14 protein-coding genes are annotated in these 17,372 nt (G+C 61.3%); all 14 read left to right on the forward strand.

Going from position 1 to position 17,372, the window contains the following annotated elements:
* Positions 1-8 precede the first annotated feature (8 nt).
* The 14 genes from EDC28_RS11435 (at position 9) to EDC28_RS11500 (ending at position 17,244) form a co-directional block, all read left to right on the forward strand.
* The gene (locus EDC28_RS11435) at positions 9-479 is read left to right on the forward strand and encodes a TRAP transporter small permease (RefSeq protein WP_050660475.1); all 471 of its coding nucleotides are present in this window, start codon (positions 9-11) and stop codon (positions 477-479) included.
* Positions 479-1,774: a TRAP transporter large permease gene (locus EDC28_RS11440; RefSeq protein WP_123421677.1), complete on the forward strand. Its 1,296-nt coding sequence runs from the start codon at positions 479-481 to the stop codon at positions 1,772-1,774. Before EDC28_RS11435 ends, EDC28_RS11440 begins: the two co-directional genes overlap by 1 nt.
* 9 nt (positions 1,775-1,783) lie before the next feature.
* Entirely contained in the window at positions 1,784-2,617 is an 834-nt protein-coding gene (locus EDC28_RS11445) for an IclR family transcriptional regulator (RefSeq protein WP_123421678.1), read from the forward strand.
* Between the two features lie 2 nt (positions 2,618-2,619).
* A complete protein-coding gene (locus EDC28_RS11450; protein ID WP_123421679.1) occupies positions 2,620-3,657 on the forward strand; it encodes a LacI family DNA-binding transcriptional regulator in 1,038 nt (345 codons plus the stop codon).
* A gap of 9 nt (positions 3,658-3,666) precedes the next feature.
* Positions 3,667-4,839 carry a glycoside hydrolase family 88/105 protein gene (locus EDC28_RS11455; RefSeq protein ID WP_123421680.1) on the forward strand — a complete coding sequence of 391 codons (1,173 nt, stop codon included), beginning with the start codon at positions 3,667-3,669 and terminating at the stop codon, positions 4,837-4,839.
* Between the two features lie 64 nt (positions 4,840-4,903).
* Positions 4,904-6,343, forward strand: coding sequence for a glycoside hydrolase family 28 protein (locus EDC28_RS11460; RefSeq protein WP_123421681.1), 1,440 nt, complete (start codon positions 4,904-4,906; stop codon positions 6,341-6,343).
* On the forward strand, positions 6,340-7,824 hold the full coding sequence (locus EDC28_RS11465) for a UxaA family hydrolase (protein WP_123421682.1): 1,485 nt from the start codon (positions 6,340-6,342) through the stop codon (positions 7,822-7,824). The genes EDC28_RS11460 and EDC28_RS11465 overlap by 4 nt, the downstream gene beginning before the upstream one ends.
* A 16-nt stretch (positions 7,825-7,840) precedes the next feature.
* Positions 7,841-9,256, forward strand: a complete 1,416-nt coding sequence (gene uxaC, locus EDC28_RS11470) for a glucuronate isomerase (RefSeq protein WP_123421683.1) — start codon at positions 7,841-7,843, stop codon at positions 9,254-9,256.
* Between the two features lie 14 nt (positions 9,257-9,270).
* Complete coding sequence (locus tag EDC28_RS11475; RefSeq protein WP_123421684.1) at positions 9,271-10,707, forward strand: mannitol dehydrogenase family protein; 1,437 nt, start codon at positions 9,271-9,273, stop codon at positions 10,705-10,707.
* On the forward strand, positions 10,691-11,323 hold the full coding sequence (locus EDC28_RS11480) for a bifunctional 4-hydroxy-2-oxoglutarate aldolase/2-dehydro-3-deoxy-phosphogluconate aldolase (protein ID WP_123421685.1): 633 nt from the start codon (positions 10,691-10,693) through the stop codon (positions 11,321-11,323). The genes EDC28_RS11475 and EDC28_RS11480 overlap by 17 nt, the downstream gene beginning before the upstream one ends.
* Complete coding sequence (locus tag EDC28_RS11485) at positions 11,320-12,216, forward strand: sugar kinase (RefSeq protein WP_123421686.1); 897 nt, start codon at positions 11,320-11,322, stop codon at positions 12,214-12,216. Before EDC28_RS11480 ends, EDC28_RS11485 begins: the two co-directional genes overlap by 4 nt.
* Positions 12,207-13,520 (forward strand): pectate lyase family protein, encoded by a 1,314-nt coding sequence (locus EDC28_RS11490; protein WP_123421687.1) that lies wholly within the window; start codon positions 12,207-12,209, stop codon positions 13,518-13,520. The genes EDC28_RS11485 and EDC28_RS11490 overlap by 10 nt, the downstream gene beginning before the upstream one ends.
* A gap of 160 nt (positions 13,521-13,680) precedes the next feature.
* Positions 13,681-15,339: a methyl-accepting chemotaxis protein gene (locus EDC28_RS11495; RefSeq protein ID WP_123421688.1), complete on the forward strand. Its 1,659-nt coding sequence runs from the start codon at positions 13,681-13,683 to the stop codon at positions 15,337-15,339.
* 237 nt (positions 15,340-15,576) lie between these two features.
* Positions 15,577-17,244 carry a methyl-accepting chemotaxis protein gene (locus EDC28_RS11500; protein WP_170164104.1) on the forward strand — a complete coding sequence of 556 codons (1,668 nt, stop codon included), beginning with the start codon at positions 15,577-15,579 and terminating at the stop codon, positions 17,242-17,244.
* Positions 17,245-17,372: the final 128 nt, after the last annotated feature.

Genomic DNA, 17,372 nt, shown 5'->3' on the forward strand with positions numbered 1-17,372 from the left:
GCGGCGCCATGAAATTACTGACGCAAATGTTGGACCTGGCCCTCAAATGGGTGCTCATTGCCGCCATGGCCGCCATCGTGCTGGTGGTGAGCTGGCAGGTGCTGTCGCGCTACGTGCTGCAAAGCCCCAGCTCCAACACCGAAGAGATGGCCCGTTTCCTGCTGATTTGGGTGGGCATGCTGGGAGCCGCTTACAGCTACCGGATGAAGGCGCATTTGGGCCTGAGCCTGTTAACCGACCGCCTCGGCCCGGTGCAGGGGCGGCGTGCTGATGCTCTGGTGCACCTTTGCGTGCTGCTGTTTGCCGGCGCGGTGATGGTGGCCGGCGGTTATCACCTGATGTCGCTGACCCTTGAGCTTAAACAAGTGTCGGCGGCCATGGGTATTGAGATGGGCTGGGTGTATTCGGTGGTACCGCTGTCGGGGCTGCTGATGATGTTTTATGCCTGTGAGCACTTGCTGACCAGGAGGGCCGGCTGATGGCGTTATCTGTTGTGGTCTTGCTGGCGCTGTTTTTTGTGCTGCTGCTCATTAACGTACCCATTTCCTTTTGTATCGGCATCGCTACCGTGGCCACCTTGCTTATCAATGTGGACTTTGAAACGGCGGTCAGTACGGTGTCCCAGCGTATGGTGGGGGGCATCGACAGCTTTGCGCTGCTGGCCATTCCGTTTTTCATTCTCTCGGGGCTCATCATGGGCCGGGGCGGCATTGCCCGGCGGCTGATTGAGTGCGCCATGGCGCTCATTGGCGCCTTGCCCGGCGGCCTAGCGCTGGTGAACGTGGTGTCTTGCATGTTGTTTGGGGCCATTTCCGGCTCGGCGGTAGCGGCCACCTCGGCCATCGGCAGCTTTATGGTGCCGCAGATGGAGAGCAAGGGTTACAGCCGTGATTTCAGCGCGGCAGTCACTGCTGCCGCGGCCACCACCGGCATGCTCATTCCCCCCAGCAACATCCTTATCATCTACGCCATCGCCAGCGGCGGGGTGTCCATCGCCGCGCTCTTTGTGGCCGGTTACCTGCCGGGGATTTTGCTGGGGCTGGCGCTGATGCTGGTGTGCGCCATTTATGCCAAGGTCAAGGGCTACCCGGTGGGGGATAGGCTGCAATGGTCGCAGGTATTGCCCAAAGTGGGGGCAGCGCTACCCAGCCTGCTGCTGATTGTGGTGGTGATTGGCGGCATTATCGGCGGCATCTTTACCGCCACCGAGGCCGGCGCCGTGGCGGTGATTTACGCCCTGGTGCTGTCCATGGTGTTTTATAAAGAGGTCAAACCCAGCCAACTGCCGGGCATTTTGCTCAAAGCGGTGGAAACCACCGCCATCGTCATGTTCCTTATCGCCTGCTCCAGCGCCATGTCCTGGCTGCTGTCTTTTGAGCAAATTCCCCAGGCCATCAGCCAGGCGCTGGTGACCCTGAGCGACAACCCCATCGTTATTTTGCTCATCATCAACCTGGTGTTGATTGTGGTGGGGGCCTTTTTGGACATGACCCCGGCGGTGCTCATTTTTACCCCCATCTTCTTGCCGGTGGCCGAGTCGCTGGGCATGTCGCCGCTGCACTTTGGCATCATGATTGTGCTCAACCTCTCTATTGGCCTGTGCTCGCCGCCGGTGGGCAGCGTGCTGTTTGTGGGCTGCGCCGTAGCCAACACCACCATAGAACGGCTGCTCAAACCCCTGTTACCACTGTACATCGCCATGTTTGCGGTGCTGATGCTGGTTACCTATGTGCCGGCCATCAGCGAAGCCTTGCCGCGATGGATGGGACTCTAGGAGGGAGACATGGATAAGTATCAAATTCCCAGTGTTGCCAAGGCCTGCCAGCTGCTGCAGCTGCTGGCCGCCAACAGTGACGGCTTGTCCGCCACCCATCTGGAGGCCGAGCTTGGCCTGCCCCGCACCACGGTGTTTCGGCTGCTTAAAACCCTGTGCGCCGAGGCGCTGGTGGAAAAACGCGGCAAGCAGTTTGTCAGCGGCCCCGGCATGCTCAATCTCGGTTTTCAGGCCCTGCAATCGGACAAACTTCGCCAGCAGGCGGCCGGGCCGGTACAGCAACTGGCCCAGCGCACCGGTCTGGGTACGCATCTGGCGGTACCCAACAGTGAGTCGAGCCTGATTATCGAGGTGTGCAACAGCGCCCAGCACCCCAAAATTGCCTGCCGCCCCGGCGTCAGCACCCTGCTGCACGCCTCGGCCACCGGCAAGGTGTTCCTGGCGTTCAAGCATTTTGACCAGTTAGAAAGGCTCTTTGCCGGGCGCTACCTGGCGGCGCTGACCTGCCGCACCATCACCGAGCCCGAGGCCCTTCGCAAGGAGCTCAAAAGGGTGATTGCCCTGGGCTATGCCCTGGACGACCGCGAATACCACGACGAGGTGAGCTGCCTGGCGGTGCCCATTCGTGACACCGATGGCACTGTGGTAGCAGCTTTGGGCTGCACCGGCCCTGCCGGGGATTTCAAAGGCGAGCGCATCACCCAACTGGTTGGGGAGCTCAAAGACACCGCCAGCGCCATTTATAAAGCGGTGTATCATCGCCAGCCTGAGCCGCGCGAGAAAAGCGCGCTGCCGCTAACCTACGGCATGCAGGCCTGCAGCCCGCTGATGATGAGCAGATGATTATGTTAATGAAAAAACCCACCATCAACGATGTGGCCCGGGCCGCCAATGTGTCCAAACGCACGGTTTCACGGGTGCTGAACGACTCGGCCAGCGTCGGCGAAGAGACCCGCAAGCTGATCCAGAAGATCATTGCCGATCTCAACTACCAGCCCGACAAACAGGCCAGGGGCCTGGCCTCAAGCCGCTCCTATTTTATCGGCATCATCTACGACAACCCCGACGCCCTTTATATCGACCAGGTGCAACGGGGCCTGTTGGATGTGTGCTCGCGCCAGGGCTACGAGTTGGTGGTGCACCCTTGTAAATACGACAGCCCCACCCTGGTGGAAGACTGCCTGGCCTTTGTGGGCCGCTCCAAACTGGACGGCGTTATCGTGCTGCCGCCGGTGTCAGAGAGCAAAGTGCTGGCGGCCGCCCTTCGTGACGAAGGCACCCCCTATGTGCGTATGGCGTCCCTGGATTTGGACGACCACACCAATATCGTGGTCTCGGACGACCGCACCGGCGTTCGGCAAATGGCGGCGCACCTGGTGGGCCTTGGCCACCGAGACATCGGCTTTATCACCGGGCCCATGCACTACCACTCCTCCACCGAGCGTTTTGAGGGTTTTTGCGGCGCCCTAAAAGACTTAGGGCTGCCCATACCCGAGGGGCGCATCAAACATGGCAAGAACAACTATCAAAGCGGCCTTGAATGCGCCCGCACCTTGCTGGCCGGCGAGGGCAGGCCCACCGCCATTTTTGCCAACACCGATGAAATGGCGGCCGCGGTGCTGAAAGTGGCCCATGAGCTTGGCATCAAGGTGCCAGAGGAGCTGTCGGTGTGCGGCTTTGACGACAACATCCTGGCGTCTCGCATCATCCCGGCGCTCACCACCATTCGCCGGCCGGTTACCGACATGGCGGGCCTCGCCGCCCAGAAAATCATCAGCGCCATTGAAAACAAAGACGAAAAAACCACAAGGGTGAACTACATAGTGCAGCCCAGTCTCATCATCCGCGACTCCACCAGTCAGCGGCTTGGAACAGAGCAATAGGGGGAGAGAATGCAGCAATTATTAAAAGCCGGCGCGCTGGTGCTGGCAGGCTGGCTGGCGCTGACGGGCGCGGCATCGGCCAAGGACAGTTGGGCTAAACGGATGGCCGATGCCGAGATGGCCCGCCATCCACAGGCCTGGACCATAGAGGGCTATAAAAAGCCCAAATGGAACTACACCCAGGGCCTGGTGCTGACCGCCATGCTGCGCCTCTACCAAGAGAGCGGCGACAAGCGCTATTTTGACTACGCCAAGGCCTATGCCGACACCCTGATTGACGAAACCGGCGACATTCGCGGCTACCAGCAGAGCGATTTCAATATCGACATGATCAACGCCGGTAAAATTCTCTTTCCGCTCTATGAGCAAAGCCATGACCCGCGCTACATCGCGGCCATGCACCTGCTCAGGAAGCAACTGGCGGGGCAGCCGCGCACCAGCGAAGGGGGCTTTTGGCATAAAAAACGCTACCCCTTTCAGATGTGGCTGGACGGCCTTTACATGGGCGCACCTTTTTACGCCCAGTACGGCCAGTGGTTCAGTGAAGGTAGCGACAGTTTTAGTGATATCGCCCAGCAGTTTCGGCTGATAGAGCGGCACGACAAAGACCCGAAAACGGGCCTGCTTTACCACGGCTGGGACGAGAGCCGCCAGCAGCGCTGGGCCAACCCCGAAACCGGCACCTCTCCTAATTTTTGGTCCCGCGCCCTCGGTTGGTACGCCATGGCGCTGGTGGACGTGCTGGACCACTTCCCTAAAGGCCATAAGGACCGAGGCTTTTTGATTGCCACCTTCAACGAGCTGGCGAAAAACGTCAGCGCCTTTCAAGACAGCTCCGGGCTTTGGTATCAGGTCACCGACAAGGGCGCCGGCAACGGCAACTACCTGGAGGCCTCCGGCAGCGCCATGCTGGTCTACGCTCTGGCGCGCGGCGTTAACCAAGGCTACCTGCCCGAAAAATACCTGGCGGTGGCACAAAAAGGCTTTAAGGGCCTCACCGACAAACTCATCAACACCGACGGCGGCCAGGTGACCATCACCCAGGTCTGCGCCGTCGCTGGCCTTGGCGGCGAGCCCTATCGCAGCGGCAGCTTCGAGTACTACGTGGGGGAGCAAAAACGCGACAACGACCCCAAAGCCGTGGGCCCCTTTATCCTGGCGGCCTTGGAGCTCAAACAATGAACCGGCTTTTCTTGAAGTGCCTTTGCCACCGGTGGCAGGTTGTATTTGCAGGGGAGGTAACGCCATGACGCTGCCAAGACGCGATTTCATCAAGGCCCTGGGAGCGGGGCTGGTGCTAAGCCAGCTGCCAGCCTGTGCAGGCAACCCTAAAACCCGAGCGCCGGCAGACGACTGGGCCCTGGCGGACGACATTGTCCGTAATACCCAGCTGCCCAGCTTTGCCGAGCGCGACTTTCCCATTACCGACTTTGGCGCCGTGCCCGGCGGCAAGGTGCTTAACAGCGATGCCATCGCTGCCGCCATTGCCGCCTGCGTGGCAGCAGGGGGTGGGCGGGTACGGGTGCCCCAGGGGCGCTTTTTAACCGGCGCCATCCACCTTAAATCCAACGTCAACCTGCACCTGGATGAAGGCGCGGTGCTGGTGTTTTCCCCCAACCCCGACCATTACCTGCCAGCGGTGTTCACCCGCTGGGAAGGCATGGAGATGATGGGGCTGTCGCCGCTCATCTATGCCTATGGCCAGAGCAATATCGCGGTGACCGGCCAAGGGATACTGGACGGCGGCGCCGACGACAACACCTGGTGGCCCTGGAAGGGGCCGCACCCGGAGGGCCATTGGCGCCAGGACCCAGTCGCCCAAACCCAAAAGGCGGCAAGGGACCAGTTGCAGCAAGAAGTGCTGGCCGGCACCGACCCGCGCACCCGCCTGCACGGTAAAGGCTCCTTCCTGCGCCCGGCCTTTATCCAGCCTTATTTGTGCCAGAAGGTGCTGATTGAAGGGGTCACTCTGGTTAACTCGCCGTTTTGGCTGCTGCACCCGGTGCTTTGCCAGTCGGTGACGGTGCGCGGGGTCACTTGCCGCAGCCATGGCCCCAACAACGACGGCTGCGATCCGGAATGCTGCGACCACGTGGTGATTGAGGGCTGCACCTTCGATACCGGCGACGATTGCATCGCCATTAAATCGGGCCGTAACGAAGACGGCCGCCGGGTCGGCCAGGCTTGTCGCAACCTGGTGGTGCGCAACTGTGACATGAAAGACGGCCATGGCGGCCTGGTGCTGGGCTCGGAGATCTCCGGCGGCGTCTACAACGTCTTTTTGGACAACTGCCGGATGGACAGCCCGGAGCTGGAGCGGGCCTTTCGCATCAAGACCAATGCCCGGCGCGGCGGCACCATCGAAGGCATCCGTATCCGCAATTTGCAGGTAGGGCAGGTGCAAGACGCCATCAGCATCAACTTTTTCTACGAAGAAGGCCAACAAGGGCGCTTTTTGCCGCAAGTGCGGGACATCCACATCGAAAACCTGGTGGTGCGCTCGGCGCAGCGCGCCTTTTACCTGCGCGGTTTTGCCTCGGCCCCCATCGAAGGGGTCACCCTCAGCAATTGCCGCATCGACAAGGTGGCCGCGCCCTCGGTGCTGGAGAACGTCGGCAAACTCGAACTTAACAATGTCAGGGTGGCGGGCAAGGTTGTCAGCGCCACCGAGCTGGAGGCCCTATGAAAGTCGCTTTGGTGAAAGTGCACCCCAAGGACAACGTGGCGGTGGCTACAAAGGCCCTGGAAAAGGGCAGCCGCCACCTGATTGACGGTCAAGAACTGGTGCTGGCCACCGACTTGCCCGCCGGCCACAAGGTGGCGCTTAGCGCCCTGGCGGCAGGGGAGAACGTGGTGAAATACGGCTTTGCCATCGGCTCTGCCACCAGCGCCATCAATCAGGGCGAGCATGTCCATTCCCATAATCTCGCCACCAACCTCAGCGGCGCCGGGGAGTACCGCTACCAGCAGGTGGAGCCCAGCATTGAGGCCTTTGGCGGCGGCACCTTTATGGGCTATCGGCGCAAAAACGGCCGAGTCGGCACCCGCAACGAGGTGTGGATAGTCAACACCGTCGGCTGCGTTAACGCCATTGCCCAGCGCATCGCCAGCCGCTGCGAGCAGGAATTTGCCGGTATCGCCGATGCCTTTGTGCCCTTTGTGCACCCCTATGGCTGCTCGCAGCTGGGGGACGACCTTAACGACACCCGCGCCATCCTCGCCGCCCTTATCAACCACCCCAACGCCGGCGCGGTGTTGGTGGTGGGCCTTGGCTGCGAGAACAACCAGCTCAACAAACTTTTAGAAGCGGCCGGCGATATCGACAGCGATCGGGTGCGCTTTTTCAACAGCCAGCAAGTGCACGACGAAGTGGAAGCCGGGGTGGAAGCCATCGGCCAGATGCTGCCGCTGCTGGCGCTGGATAAACGCGAGCCGTGCCCGGCAAGCGAGCTGGTGCTGGGCATGAAATGCGGCGGCTCCGACGGCTTTTCCGGCATCACCGCCAACCCCTTGGTGGGGCGCATGACCGACCGCTTCACCGCCCTTGGCGGCACCGTGCTTTTAACCGAAACCCCGGAGATGTTCGGCGCCGAGCAGGTGCTGATGAACCGCGCCAAAGACAGCGCCACCTTCGAGGCGGTGGTGAAATTGGTGCAGGATTTCAAGCAGTACTTTATCGACCACAAGCAGCCGGTGTTCGAAAACCCCTCCCCGGGCAACAAGGCCGGCGGCCTTACCACCTTGGAAGAAAAGTCCTTAGGTGCCATCCAAAAAGGCGGCCAGGCCCAGGTGCAAGAGGTGCTGGCCTACGGCGAGCCGGTGCACGGCCGCGGCCTGGCGCTATTGCAAGCGCCGGGTAACGACGCGGTGTCTTCCACCGCCCTTGCCGCCAGCGGCGCCACCTTGATCCTCTTTACCACCGGCCGGGGCACGCCGCTTGGCTTCCCGGTGCCGACCGTGAAAATCAGCTCCAATAGCGATCTCTACCAGCGCAAAGGCAACTGGATTGATTTCAACGCCGGTGAGCTGCTCGACGGTGTCGCCATGGACGATTTAAGCCAAGCCTTTTTTGAGCGTCTGCTGGCCATAGCCTCGGGCGAATTGACCTGTAACGAACGTAACCACAGCCGCGAAATTGCCATCTGGAAACGCGGCGTGACCCTTTGACGGGAGGAGACCTCTAATGCCACAACCACTGAACCTGCATCCTGATCGCCTGTTCCCGGCCGACCCGACCGTGCGCGCCATCGCCCGGCGCCTCTACGACAGCATCAAAGACTTGCCTATCTTGAGCCCCCATGGCCATACCGATCCGCGCTGGTTCGCCGAGAACCCGTCTTTTGGTAACGCCAGCGAGCTTTTTATCCGCCCCGACCACTACGTGTTTCGTATGCTCTACAGCCAGGGCATCAGCCTTGAGCGTCTGGGCATTCCCCGCCGCGACGGCGGCGCCGTGGAAACCGACCCCATCGCCATCTGGCGGCTTTTTGCCGGTAACTACCACCTGTTTCGCGGCACCCCGTCGCGCATTTGGCTCGACACCGTGTTCAGTGAAGTGTTTGGCATGACGGTGGCCCTGGCCCCCGACACCGCCGAGCAGTACTACCACGCCATCACCGAAAAGCTGGCCACCGACGCCTTCAAACCCCAGGCGCTGATGGACCGCTTTAACATCGAGTGCATCGCCACCACCGAAGGGGCCCTGGACGACCTCAAATACCACGGCGCCATGAAAGGCGGCGCCATGGAAAAACGGGTGATCACCACCTTCAGGCCCGACGACGTAGTCGACGCGTCGCGGGAAGACTTTGCCGACAACATCAAAAAACTGGGCGAGCTGACCGGCGAAGACACCCACAGCTGGGACGGCTATCTGGCCGCCATTCGCAATCGCCGCGCCTTTTTCCGAGACCACGGCGCCACCGCCACCGACCACGGCCACCCTACGGCGGCCACCGCCAATCTGTCCCACGCCGAATGCCGTACCCTCTTTGAGCTGTGTATCAGCGGCAAGGCAGGCAGCGCCCAGCAGGAGCTGTTTCGGGCGCAGATGCTCACCGAACTGGCGGGGATGAGCATCGAAGACGGCATGGTGATGCAAATTCATCCCGGCGCCTTTCGTAACCACAACCCACGTATCTTTGAAGGCTTTGGCCGCGACAAAGGGGCCGATATTCCGTCGCCCACCGAATACGTCAAAGCCCTTAAACCGCTGTTGGATAAATACGGTAACGACCCGCGCCTGAGCATCATCCTCTTTACCCTCGACGAAACCAGCTACGCCCGTGAGCTGGCGCCGCTGGCGGGCCATTACCCCTGCCTGAAACTGGGCCCGGCCTGGTGGTTCCACGACAGCCCCGAAGGGATGCTGCGGTTTCGCCATCAGGTCACCGAAACCGCCGGTTTCTACAACACCGTTGGCTTTAACGACGACACCCGCGCCTTTTTGTCTATTCCGGCCCGCCACGACGTGGCGCGGCGCATCGACTGCCGCTTCCTGGCCGGGCTTATCAGCGAGCACCGCCTGGGGGAAGACGAAGGTTTCGAGCTGGCCCGGGCCTTGACCTATGATCTGGCCAAAAAGGCCTACAAGCTCTGAGCGGCGAGGATGCTATGCAAAGACTGACCGAGGCGGCCCTGGCCGCCATCCCAGGCGCCGTGCAAAAGCCCCGCTACTCGCGGGGCGAGGTGAAAACCGGCATAGTGCACATCGGCCCTGGCGCTTTTCACCGGGCCCACCAGGCGGTGTATATCGACAGCCTGCTGGCCACAGACCCGCGCTGGGGCATTTGCGGGGTGTCGCTGCGCTCGCCGGCCCTTAAAGAAAAACTTGGCCCCCAGGACAACCTCTACACCCTGGCGGTGCAGGATTTAACCAGCGGCATGCGCGTTATCGGCGCCTTTACCGAGCTGCTGGTGGCGCCAGCCGATATGGCCGCCATCCTGGCGCGCATGGCGAGCCCCGAGACCTACCTCATCAGCCTGACCGTCACCGAGAAGGGCTATTGCCTTAAGGACGGCAAACTCGACTGGCAGCACCCGGATATTGCCGCTGACCTTGCCAACATCAGCGCGCCGGTGTCGGCCATTGGCCTGTTGGTGGCCGCTTTGCAGCGCCGCCGCCAGGCGGGCCTTGAAAACCTCACGGTGCTGAGCTGCGACAACCTGGTGGATAACGGCCACAAGCTCAAGGGGGCGGTGCTGGCCCTGGCCGGGCGCCTTGACCCGGCACTTGGCGATTGGATAGCGGCCAAGGTGGCCTTTCCCTGCGCCATGGTGGACTCCATCACCCCGGCTTCGGAGGCCGACCTTGAAGCCACCGTCGCCCAGACCTTAGGGGCAGTGGACGCCTGGCCCATCAAGCGCGAAGGCTTTAGTCAGTGGGTGATTGAAGACAATTTTTCCGGCCCCAAACCGGCCCTCGATTCCGTTGGGGTCACCTTCACCCAAGACGTGGCCCTTTATGAGCAGGCCAAGTTGCGGCTGCTAAACGGCACCCATTCCACTTTGGCTTATCTCGGCAGCCTGCTGGGCTTGGAAACGGTACTGGAAGCCATCAGCCAGCCGGTGCTGGCCGACTTTATCGACGCTCTGGTGGCCAAAGAAATCGTGCCGTCCCTGACCGCCCCGGACGACATGGACCTGGCTGCCTACGCCGAGGCCATCCTCAAACGCTACCGCAACCCCTACATTCGCCATCTGCTGGCGCAAATCGCCTGGGACGGCTCGCAAAAGCTGCCGTTTCGGCTGCTGGGCACGGTGCGGGACAACCTCAAGGCAGGCCACTCCATCGACCGGCTCTGCGTGGCCGTTGCCGCCTGGCTGCGCTTTATCGAAGCCAAGGCCCAAAGCGGCGATGCCCTGACCGACCCGCTGGCCGCCAAGTTACTGGCCTGCCAGGGGCCGGATGCCTTCTTGGCGCTCGACGAGGTCTTTGGCGACTTGGGCGCCAACCCCGCCTTTGCCGCCGCCCTCAAAGCGGCCTACCAGCGCCTGGACGGCATCACCCTTAACAGCGTACGAGAACGCCTTCATGACCTTATTGACTGATCTGTTGGACCAAAGCCGCCTTATCCCCATTATCCAGGCCGACTCGGCGGCGGCAGCCGTGGCCGCTGCCCGCGCCATCCACCAAGGCGGCATAGGCCAGGTGGAAGTGGTGCTGCGAAACGCCCAGGCGCTGGACTGCATCAAGGCCATCCGCAATGAAGTGCCAGAGGTGCGGGTAGGGGCTGGCACTGTGCTAAGCGGCGAGCAGGCCAGGGCGGTGCACGAAGCCGGCGCCCAGTTTATCGTTACCCCCACCACCACCGACAAATTGCTGGCGGCGCTACTTGAGACCGGGCTGCCCTTTGCCCCTGGGGTATCGAGCCTGTCTGACATCGGCCGCATGGTCGAGGCCGGTTGCCAGCAACTAAAACTCTTTCCGGCTGAGCTCAGCGGCGGAGTGGCGCTATTAAAGGCCATCAGCAGCATCTTCCCGGGCGTCACTTTTTGCCCCACCGGCGGCGTAGCGGAGAACAACCTTGCCAGCTACCTGGCGCTGGGTAACGTCTTTGCCGTGGGCGGCAGCTGGATAGCCCCCAATAAACTGGTAGCCGAGGGCAACTGGCAGGGCATCAGCCAGCGCGCCGCCGCCGCTAAAAGCCAGGTGCCGGGCCTATGAAAAAACTGCTGATGCTCGGCGAATGCATGGTGGAGATGGCCGCCGCCGACGGTGGCCTCTATCGCCAGGGCTTTGCCGGGGATGTCTACAACACCGCCGTCTACTTAAAGCGCAGCCTCAACACCCCGGCCCAAGTGGGGCTGCTCACCGCCGTTGGCGACGATGCCATGAGCGAGGCGATGCTGGCGTGTTTTCGCGCCGAAGGCCTCGACAACCGCCACTGCTACCAATTGCCAGGCGCCATGCCGGGGCTTTATTTGATTGAGGTGGACGAGGCCGGCGAGCGTAATTTTTTGTACTGGCGCAGCCAGGCCGCCGCCCGGCAACTGGTGCGCTGCATCGAAGAGGATAACGGCGCCGCTTTTAGTGGTACCGATCTGCTGCTGTTCTCCGGCATTAGCCTGGCCATTTTAAGCGCCGAGCACCGGGCGCTGCTGCTTGAGCGCTTAAAGGCGCTGCGCGCCCAAGGCGCCACCTTGGTGTTTGACCCCAACTACCGGGCCAAACTCTGGGGCAAAGACGAGGCCGCCCATTGGCTGGCGCAGGCCTATGGCTGCGCTGACATCGCCTTGCCGGGGCTCGAAGAACATCAGCTGCTGTGGGGCCAACAAAGCCCTGAACAGGCGGCGGACTTTTTAACCGGCCTTGGGGTCAAGGAACTGGTGATAAAGCAGGGGCCGGAGCAGCTTTTTGTGAACGGTCAGTACCTTGCCGTGACCCCGGCCGAGCAGGTGGTAGACACCACCGCCGCCGGCGATTCCTTTAACGGCGGCTACCTGGCGGCGCGCCTGGACGGCCAAAGCCCCCTGGAAGCGGCCAAGCAAGGGGCGGCGCTGGCCCGGCGGGTGATTGGCTATCGCGGCGCCATTATCGATAAAAACCAATGGGCCTGAGCGCATTGTTGCTGGCCCAGGTGCTGGCCTTTCCCGGCGCCGATGGCCTGGGCCGCTACACGGTAGGCGGCCGTGGCGGCCAGGTGCTGATCGTTAACTCGTTAAAGGACGATGCCAGCCCCGGCACCCTGCGCTGGGCCATCGAACAACCCGGGCCGCGCATTGTGGTGTTTAGCGTCTCCGGGGTCATTGACCTTAAAAAGCCGCTTGTCATCAGCCAAGGCCAGCTGACCCTGGCCGGGCAAAGCTCGCCGGGGGGCATTGTCCTTAAAGGCGCCGAAACCCGGGTGGAAGCCGACCAGGTGATCATCCGTTACCTGCGTTTTCGCTTAGGGCGTGTTAAGGATGATTGGGACGCCATCAACGGCCGCCAGCACAGCGATATCATCATCGACCACTGCTCCATGAGCTGGTCCATCGACGAGACCGCCAGCTTTTACAACAACCGCCGCTTTACCCTGCAATACAGCCTGATTGCCCAGAGCCTGGACCACGCCGGCCACAGCAAGGGCGAGCACGGCTACGGCGGCATCTGGGGGGGCCGGGGGGCCAGTTTTCACCACAATCTGCTGGCCAACCATCAAAGCCGGCTGCCCCGTTTTAACGGCTGGCGCCTGGGGCCAAATTATCCCCAGGGCGAAGAGCTGGTGGATTTTCGCAACAACGTCATCTTCAACTGGGGCGAGCACGGCAGCTACGGCAACGAGCAGGGCAAGGTCAATATCATTGGCAACAGCTACCTGCCGGGCCCGGCCAGCCAACACCGCGCCATCTTCGAGCTGTGGGGCGCCGATAAGGCAGGGGATCTGTTTCTTGCCGGTAACCTGATGGCCGGTAAGGCGTCCGCTAGCCTTACCGCCTGGCCAAGGCTCAAGGATGAGGACATGGCCACCCTGGCTGCCAAGCACCAAAAAACCAAAGCCTTTACCTACCCCGCGATGCCACTGATGCTGGCCAGCCAAAACGCCGAGGCCAGTTATCAGCTGCTGGTGCAAAAAGGGGAGGTGGGGGCCAACCGCAATGCCCACGGCTATTTTCGCGACAGCGTTGACAGCGCCGTACTGAGTGAGGTGAAAAGCGGCCAGGGCCGACTGATTGACAGCGAGCTTGACGCCATCGAAAGCTGGGTCGCCTACGGGCGCGAATTCAAACAAAAGCCGGTAGTTGATGCCAACCACAACGGCATGGCCGACGACTGGGAGCAGCGCCATGGGGTCAGCGATCCTAATGGCCATGGGCTTTCTGGTGATTACTCCAATATAGAAAGTTATCTCAATGATTTAGGTCAATTTACAGCGCCTTAATTTCCTTCATTTTCTGTCATGCCTGTCGTTATGGATTGGTGTAGGCATTTTTGCTGTCAGCCTGTAACGTTCTGCCGTTTTAAACAGCTGCTTCTCAAATCCCACGTTTTTAGCTGCCCTTTGGCAGCGTCCTATTGGCTTGCTTGTGAAGGAATTTTTTATGCACTCGGTTTCTGCCGATAACCATCCCCCTGAAAGTGGCTGGGACAGGGTCTCTGCCCGCTACAACCTCTCTCAGAAAATGCTGCTGCTGATGGCCCTGGTGGTGGCCAGCGTGTTGGCAACCGCTGCCTTTAACGCCAACAGCACCCGCCAGTCTATTCGGGAAGTGATAGACCAAGCCCTTATCGGCCAGGTGCAAAGCTACCAGCAGGTGCTAACCCGCCTTTACCGGCAAGACCCCAAACAATTTGTGGCTCGGGCCCGGGATATCCTCGAAGGCGCCCGCTGGGGAGAGGGCAACAGCGATTATTTATTTTTGGCCGGTCGCGACGGCCGGCTGCTCATCTACCCGCCGGATCCCAGCCGTGAAGGGGGTTTTGCCGACCCGGTACCCCTTGATAACCGCAACCTCAATATCAATGAAGGGCTGGCCCAGGTGGCGAGCAGCGGCGATGCGGCGGTGCTGCGCTACACCTACCGCAAACCCGGTGGCAACAAGGTGCTAAAAGACGTGTATGCCATGCCGGTGGGTGATTTCGTGGTGGCCGGCGGGGTCTACATGGACGCGGCCGACCGGGAAATGGCGGCCTTTTTAAAGCGCTCGGCGCTGGCGCTCTTGGTCTCGGTGGCGCTGCTGGGTCTTTGGATCTTCGGGGTCAGCAAGGCCATCAAAGGCCGGGTGCGACGGGTCATGGGCAGCTTAAGGCGCATCAGCAACCGCGACCTTAGCCAGGACGCTAGCCTCGATGGCAAAGACGAGTTTGCCGAAGTGGCCAACGGCCTTGAGCAGACCCGCAGAGCTCTTGCCGAGGTGCTGGCCACCCAAAGAGGCAGCGCGCTGACCCTGGCCAGCGCCTCGCTGCAAATGGATAACGGCATGGCCCAGGTCGGTGAAGCCATTTCTTCCCAGCGCCAGCGCCTCGAAACCCTGGCCTCGGCGCTGGAGCAAATGGCAGGCTCCACCCAGGAAGTGGCCCACAACGCCCAGGCCAGCGCCAGTGACACCCAGCATACCGCCACCATGGTCAGCGAGGGTATGGCAACACTGGACGCCATCATCAAAGCGGTGCGAAGCCTGGCAGACGACCTTTCCCAAAGCGCCGTTGCCGTGGATGAAGTGCAGCAAGGGGTCCAGCAAATTGGCTCCTTGGCGGCGGCCATTGACGGCATCTCTGAGCAAACCAACCTGCTGGCCTTAAACGCCGCCATTGAAGCGGCCCGGGCCGGCGAGCAGGGCCGGGGTTTTGCGGTGGTGGCCGACGAGGTGCGCCAACTGGCCGGCCATTCGCAAAAGACCACCCGCGATATCGCGGGCGTGATTGACGATCTCTCCGGTCATACCCGTAAAGCGGTGTCGATGATCCACGGCGCCGTCAAAGTGGCTGGCAGTACCTTGGGTGAGGTAGAAACGGCTCGCCAGGAGTTCGAGGCCATCAACCACAAGGCCGGGCTGATTAGCGACCACAGCACGCAAATTGCTGCGGCGGCCGAACAGCAAAGCCAGGTGACCGCAGAAGTCACCCGCAACCTGGTGGGGATCCGCGACGCGGTGGAAGAAACCGAGCAGGTGGTGGCCGAGCTGCATCTGGCCAGTGCCAGCCTCAAGGGCGAAGCCCACACCCTCGAAGAACGGGTGACCAGTTATCAGTTGCCTTGAAAAGGGCCCCGGCAGGGGCCCTTTTAGTCAGTGCCAAGCGATTATCGTAATCTGCTCTTTTGCCTTATTACACAAAGAGATTGGGTAATACGTTGATCGCAAAGAATTATTCCCTCCGTTCTGGAAACAGTCTGTCTAGGCATGGTCAGTTTTTAATTTGTTCCTATGCCTTTTGGTGCGCAGTACACTGCGGGCAGTGCAACCGCAGGGTCAACCCCGCAGGACCGAGGTCTCGTTATGCCCCCGATAGATGTCGCCCCAACGACCTTTCACCAGGACGGCTGGTGGAGCCGATTGTCGGCCCGTTTCAATCTTTCCCAGAAAATGCAGCTGCTGCTGGCGCTGATAGTGGTGAGCGTCATGGCCACCGTTGCCTTTAACGCCGCCAGTACCCGTAGCGCCATCCGTGAGGCCACCGACACCGCCCTGATGGGACAGGTCACCAGCTACCAAAAAGTGCTGAGCCAGATGCAGCAAAGCGATCCGGCGCATTTTCTTGAAAAAGCGCGGGTGCTGCTAAGCCAGGCCCGTTGGGGCCACAACGACGAAGACTATCTGTTTTTGCTGGCCAAAGACGGCCATTACCTGATTTACCCACCCAAGCCTGAACTCGAAGGGGGCTTTGCAAAAGACGTCAAACTGATGGGCCGAGACGAGCGCATTAACGACGCCTTTGCCCGCCTGGGCCAGAGCGGCGAGGCGGCCATGCTGCGTTTTCAATACGCCAAGCCCGGCGGCGAGGTGTCATTGAAAGACTTGTATGTGGTGCCGGTGGGGGACTACCAATTGGCCGGGGGCGTTTACCTGGACGCCGCCGACATGGAAATGATGGCCTTTATCAAGCGCAGCGTCATCGCGCTGCTGGTGTCCATTGCCCTGTTGAGCCTGTGGGTGATGAGCTTGTCGAGGGTCATCCGCGACCGCGTCGGCAGGCTTTTGGCCGGGCTGCAGCGCTTGGCTGGCAAAGACCTTCGCGAGCAGACGCTGTTGGCCGGCAAGGACGAGTTTTCCATTGTCGCCAAAGGCTTGGACGAAACCCGCCGCGCCCTGGCCGAGGTGCTGGGCGCTCAGCGCTCCGGCTCTTTGGCACTGGCCAGCGCCACGGTGCAGATGGACGGCAACCTCGAGCACGTCAGCAAGGCCATTGCCCTGCAGCGCGAGCGCTTAGAAGCCCTGGCCTCTGCCATGCAGCAGATGGCGGGCTCAACCCAGGAAGTGGCGTCCAACGCGCAGGCCAGCGCCGGTGACACCCAAGACACCGCCGGCCTGGTTGGCCACGGCATGCGCACCCTTGATGAGGTGATTGCCGCAGTTAAGTTGCTGGCAGATGACCTTGGCGCCAGTGCCAGGGCGGTGGATGCAGTGCAGCAAGGGGTTACGCAAATCGGCACCATGGTGGACTCCATCAGCGGCATTTCCGACCAGACCAACCTGCTGGCCCTGAACGCCGCCATCGAGGCGGCCCGGGCCGGCGAGTTTGGCCGCGGCTTTGCGGTGGTAGCGGACGAGGTACGCAAGCTCGCCGGGCACTCCCAGCAAACCACCAAGGACATCGCCGGCATGATTGAGCGGCTGACCCGCGAAAGCGGCGAAGCGGTGGCCATGATGCAAACCAGCGTCGAAGCGGCAGCCAAGACCATGAGCGAAGTAGAAGAGGCCCGTGATGAGTTCAAGGCCATCAACAGCAAGGCCGATTTGATTGCCGACCACACAGCGCAAATTGCCACCGCCGCGGAAGAGCAAAGCCAGGTCACCAAGGAAGTGAGCCTGACCTTGGTGGATATCCGCGACGCGGTGGAAGACACCGAGCGCATGGTCAACGAGCTCTACAGCGCCAGCCGCAGCCTCAAAAGCGAAGCCAGCCAGATGGACCAACAGGTGGCCCAGTACCAGTTGCCGGTGTAAAAGCCATATTGCTAAAAAAGCCCCGCAATGCGGTAATGCTGATCAGTTAAGACCGATCGCTTGACTGATCCTCTAGTGATGGAAAAATCCGACATCTCCTTGGTGTCGGATTTTTTTATGCGTCTTCA

The sequence above is a fragment of the Gallaecimonas pentaromativorans genome, from assembly GCF_003751625.1.
In the GTDB taxonomy this organism is placed as follows: domain Bacteria; phylum Pseudomonadota; class Gammaproteobacteria; order Enterobacterales; family Gallaecimonadaceae; genus Gallaecimonas; species Gallaecimonas pentaromativorans.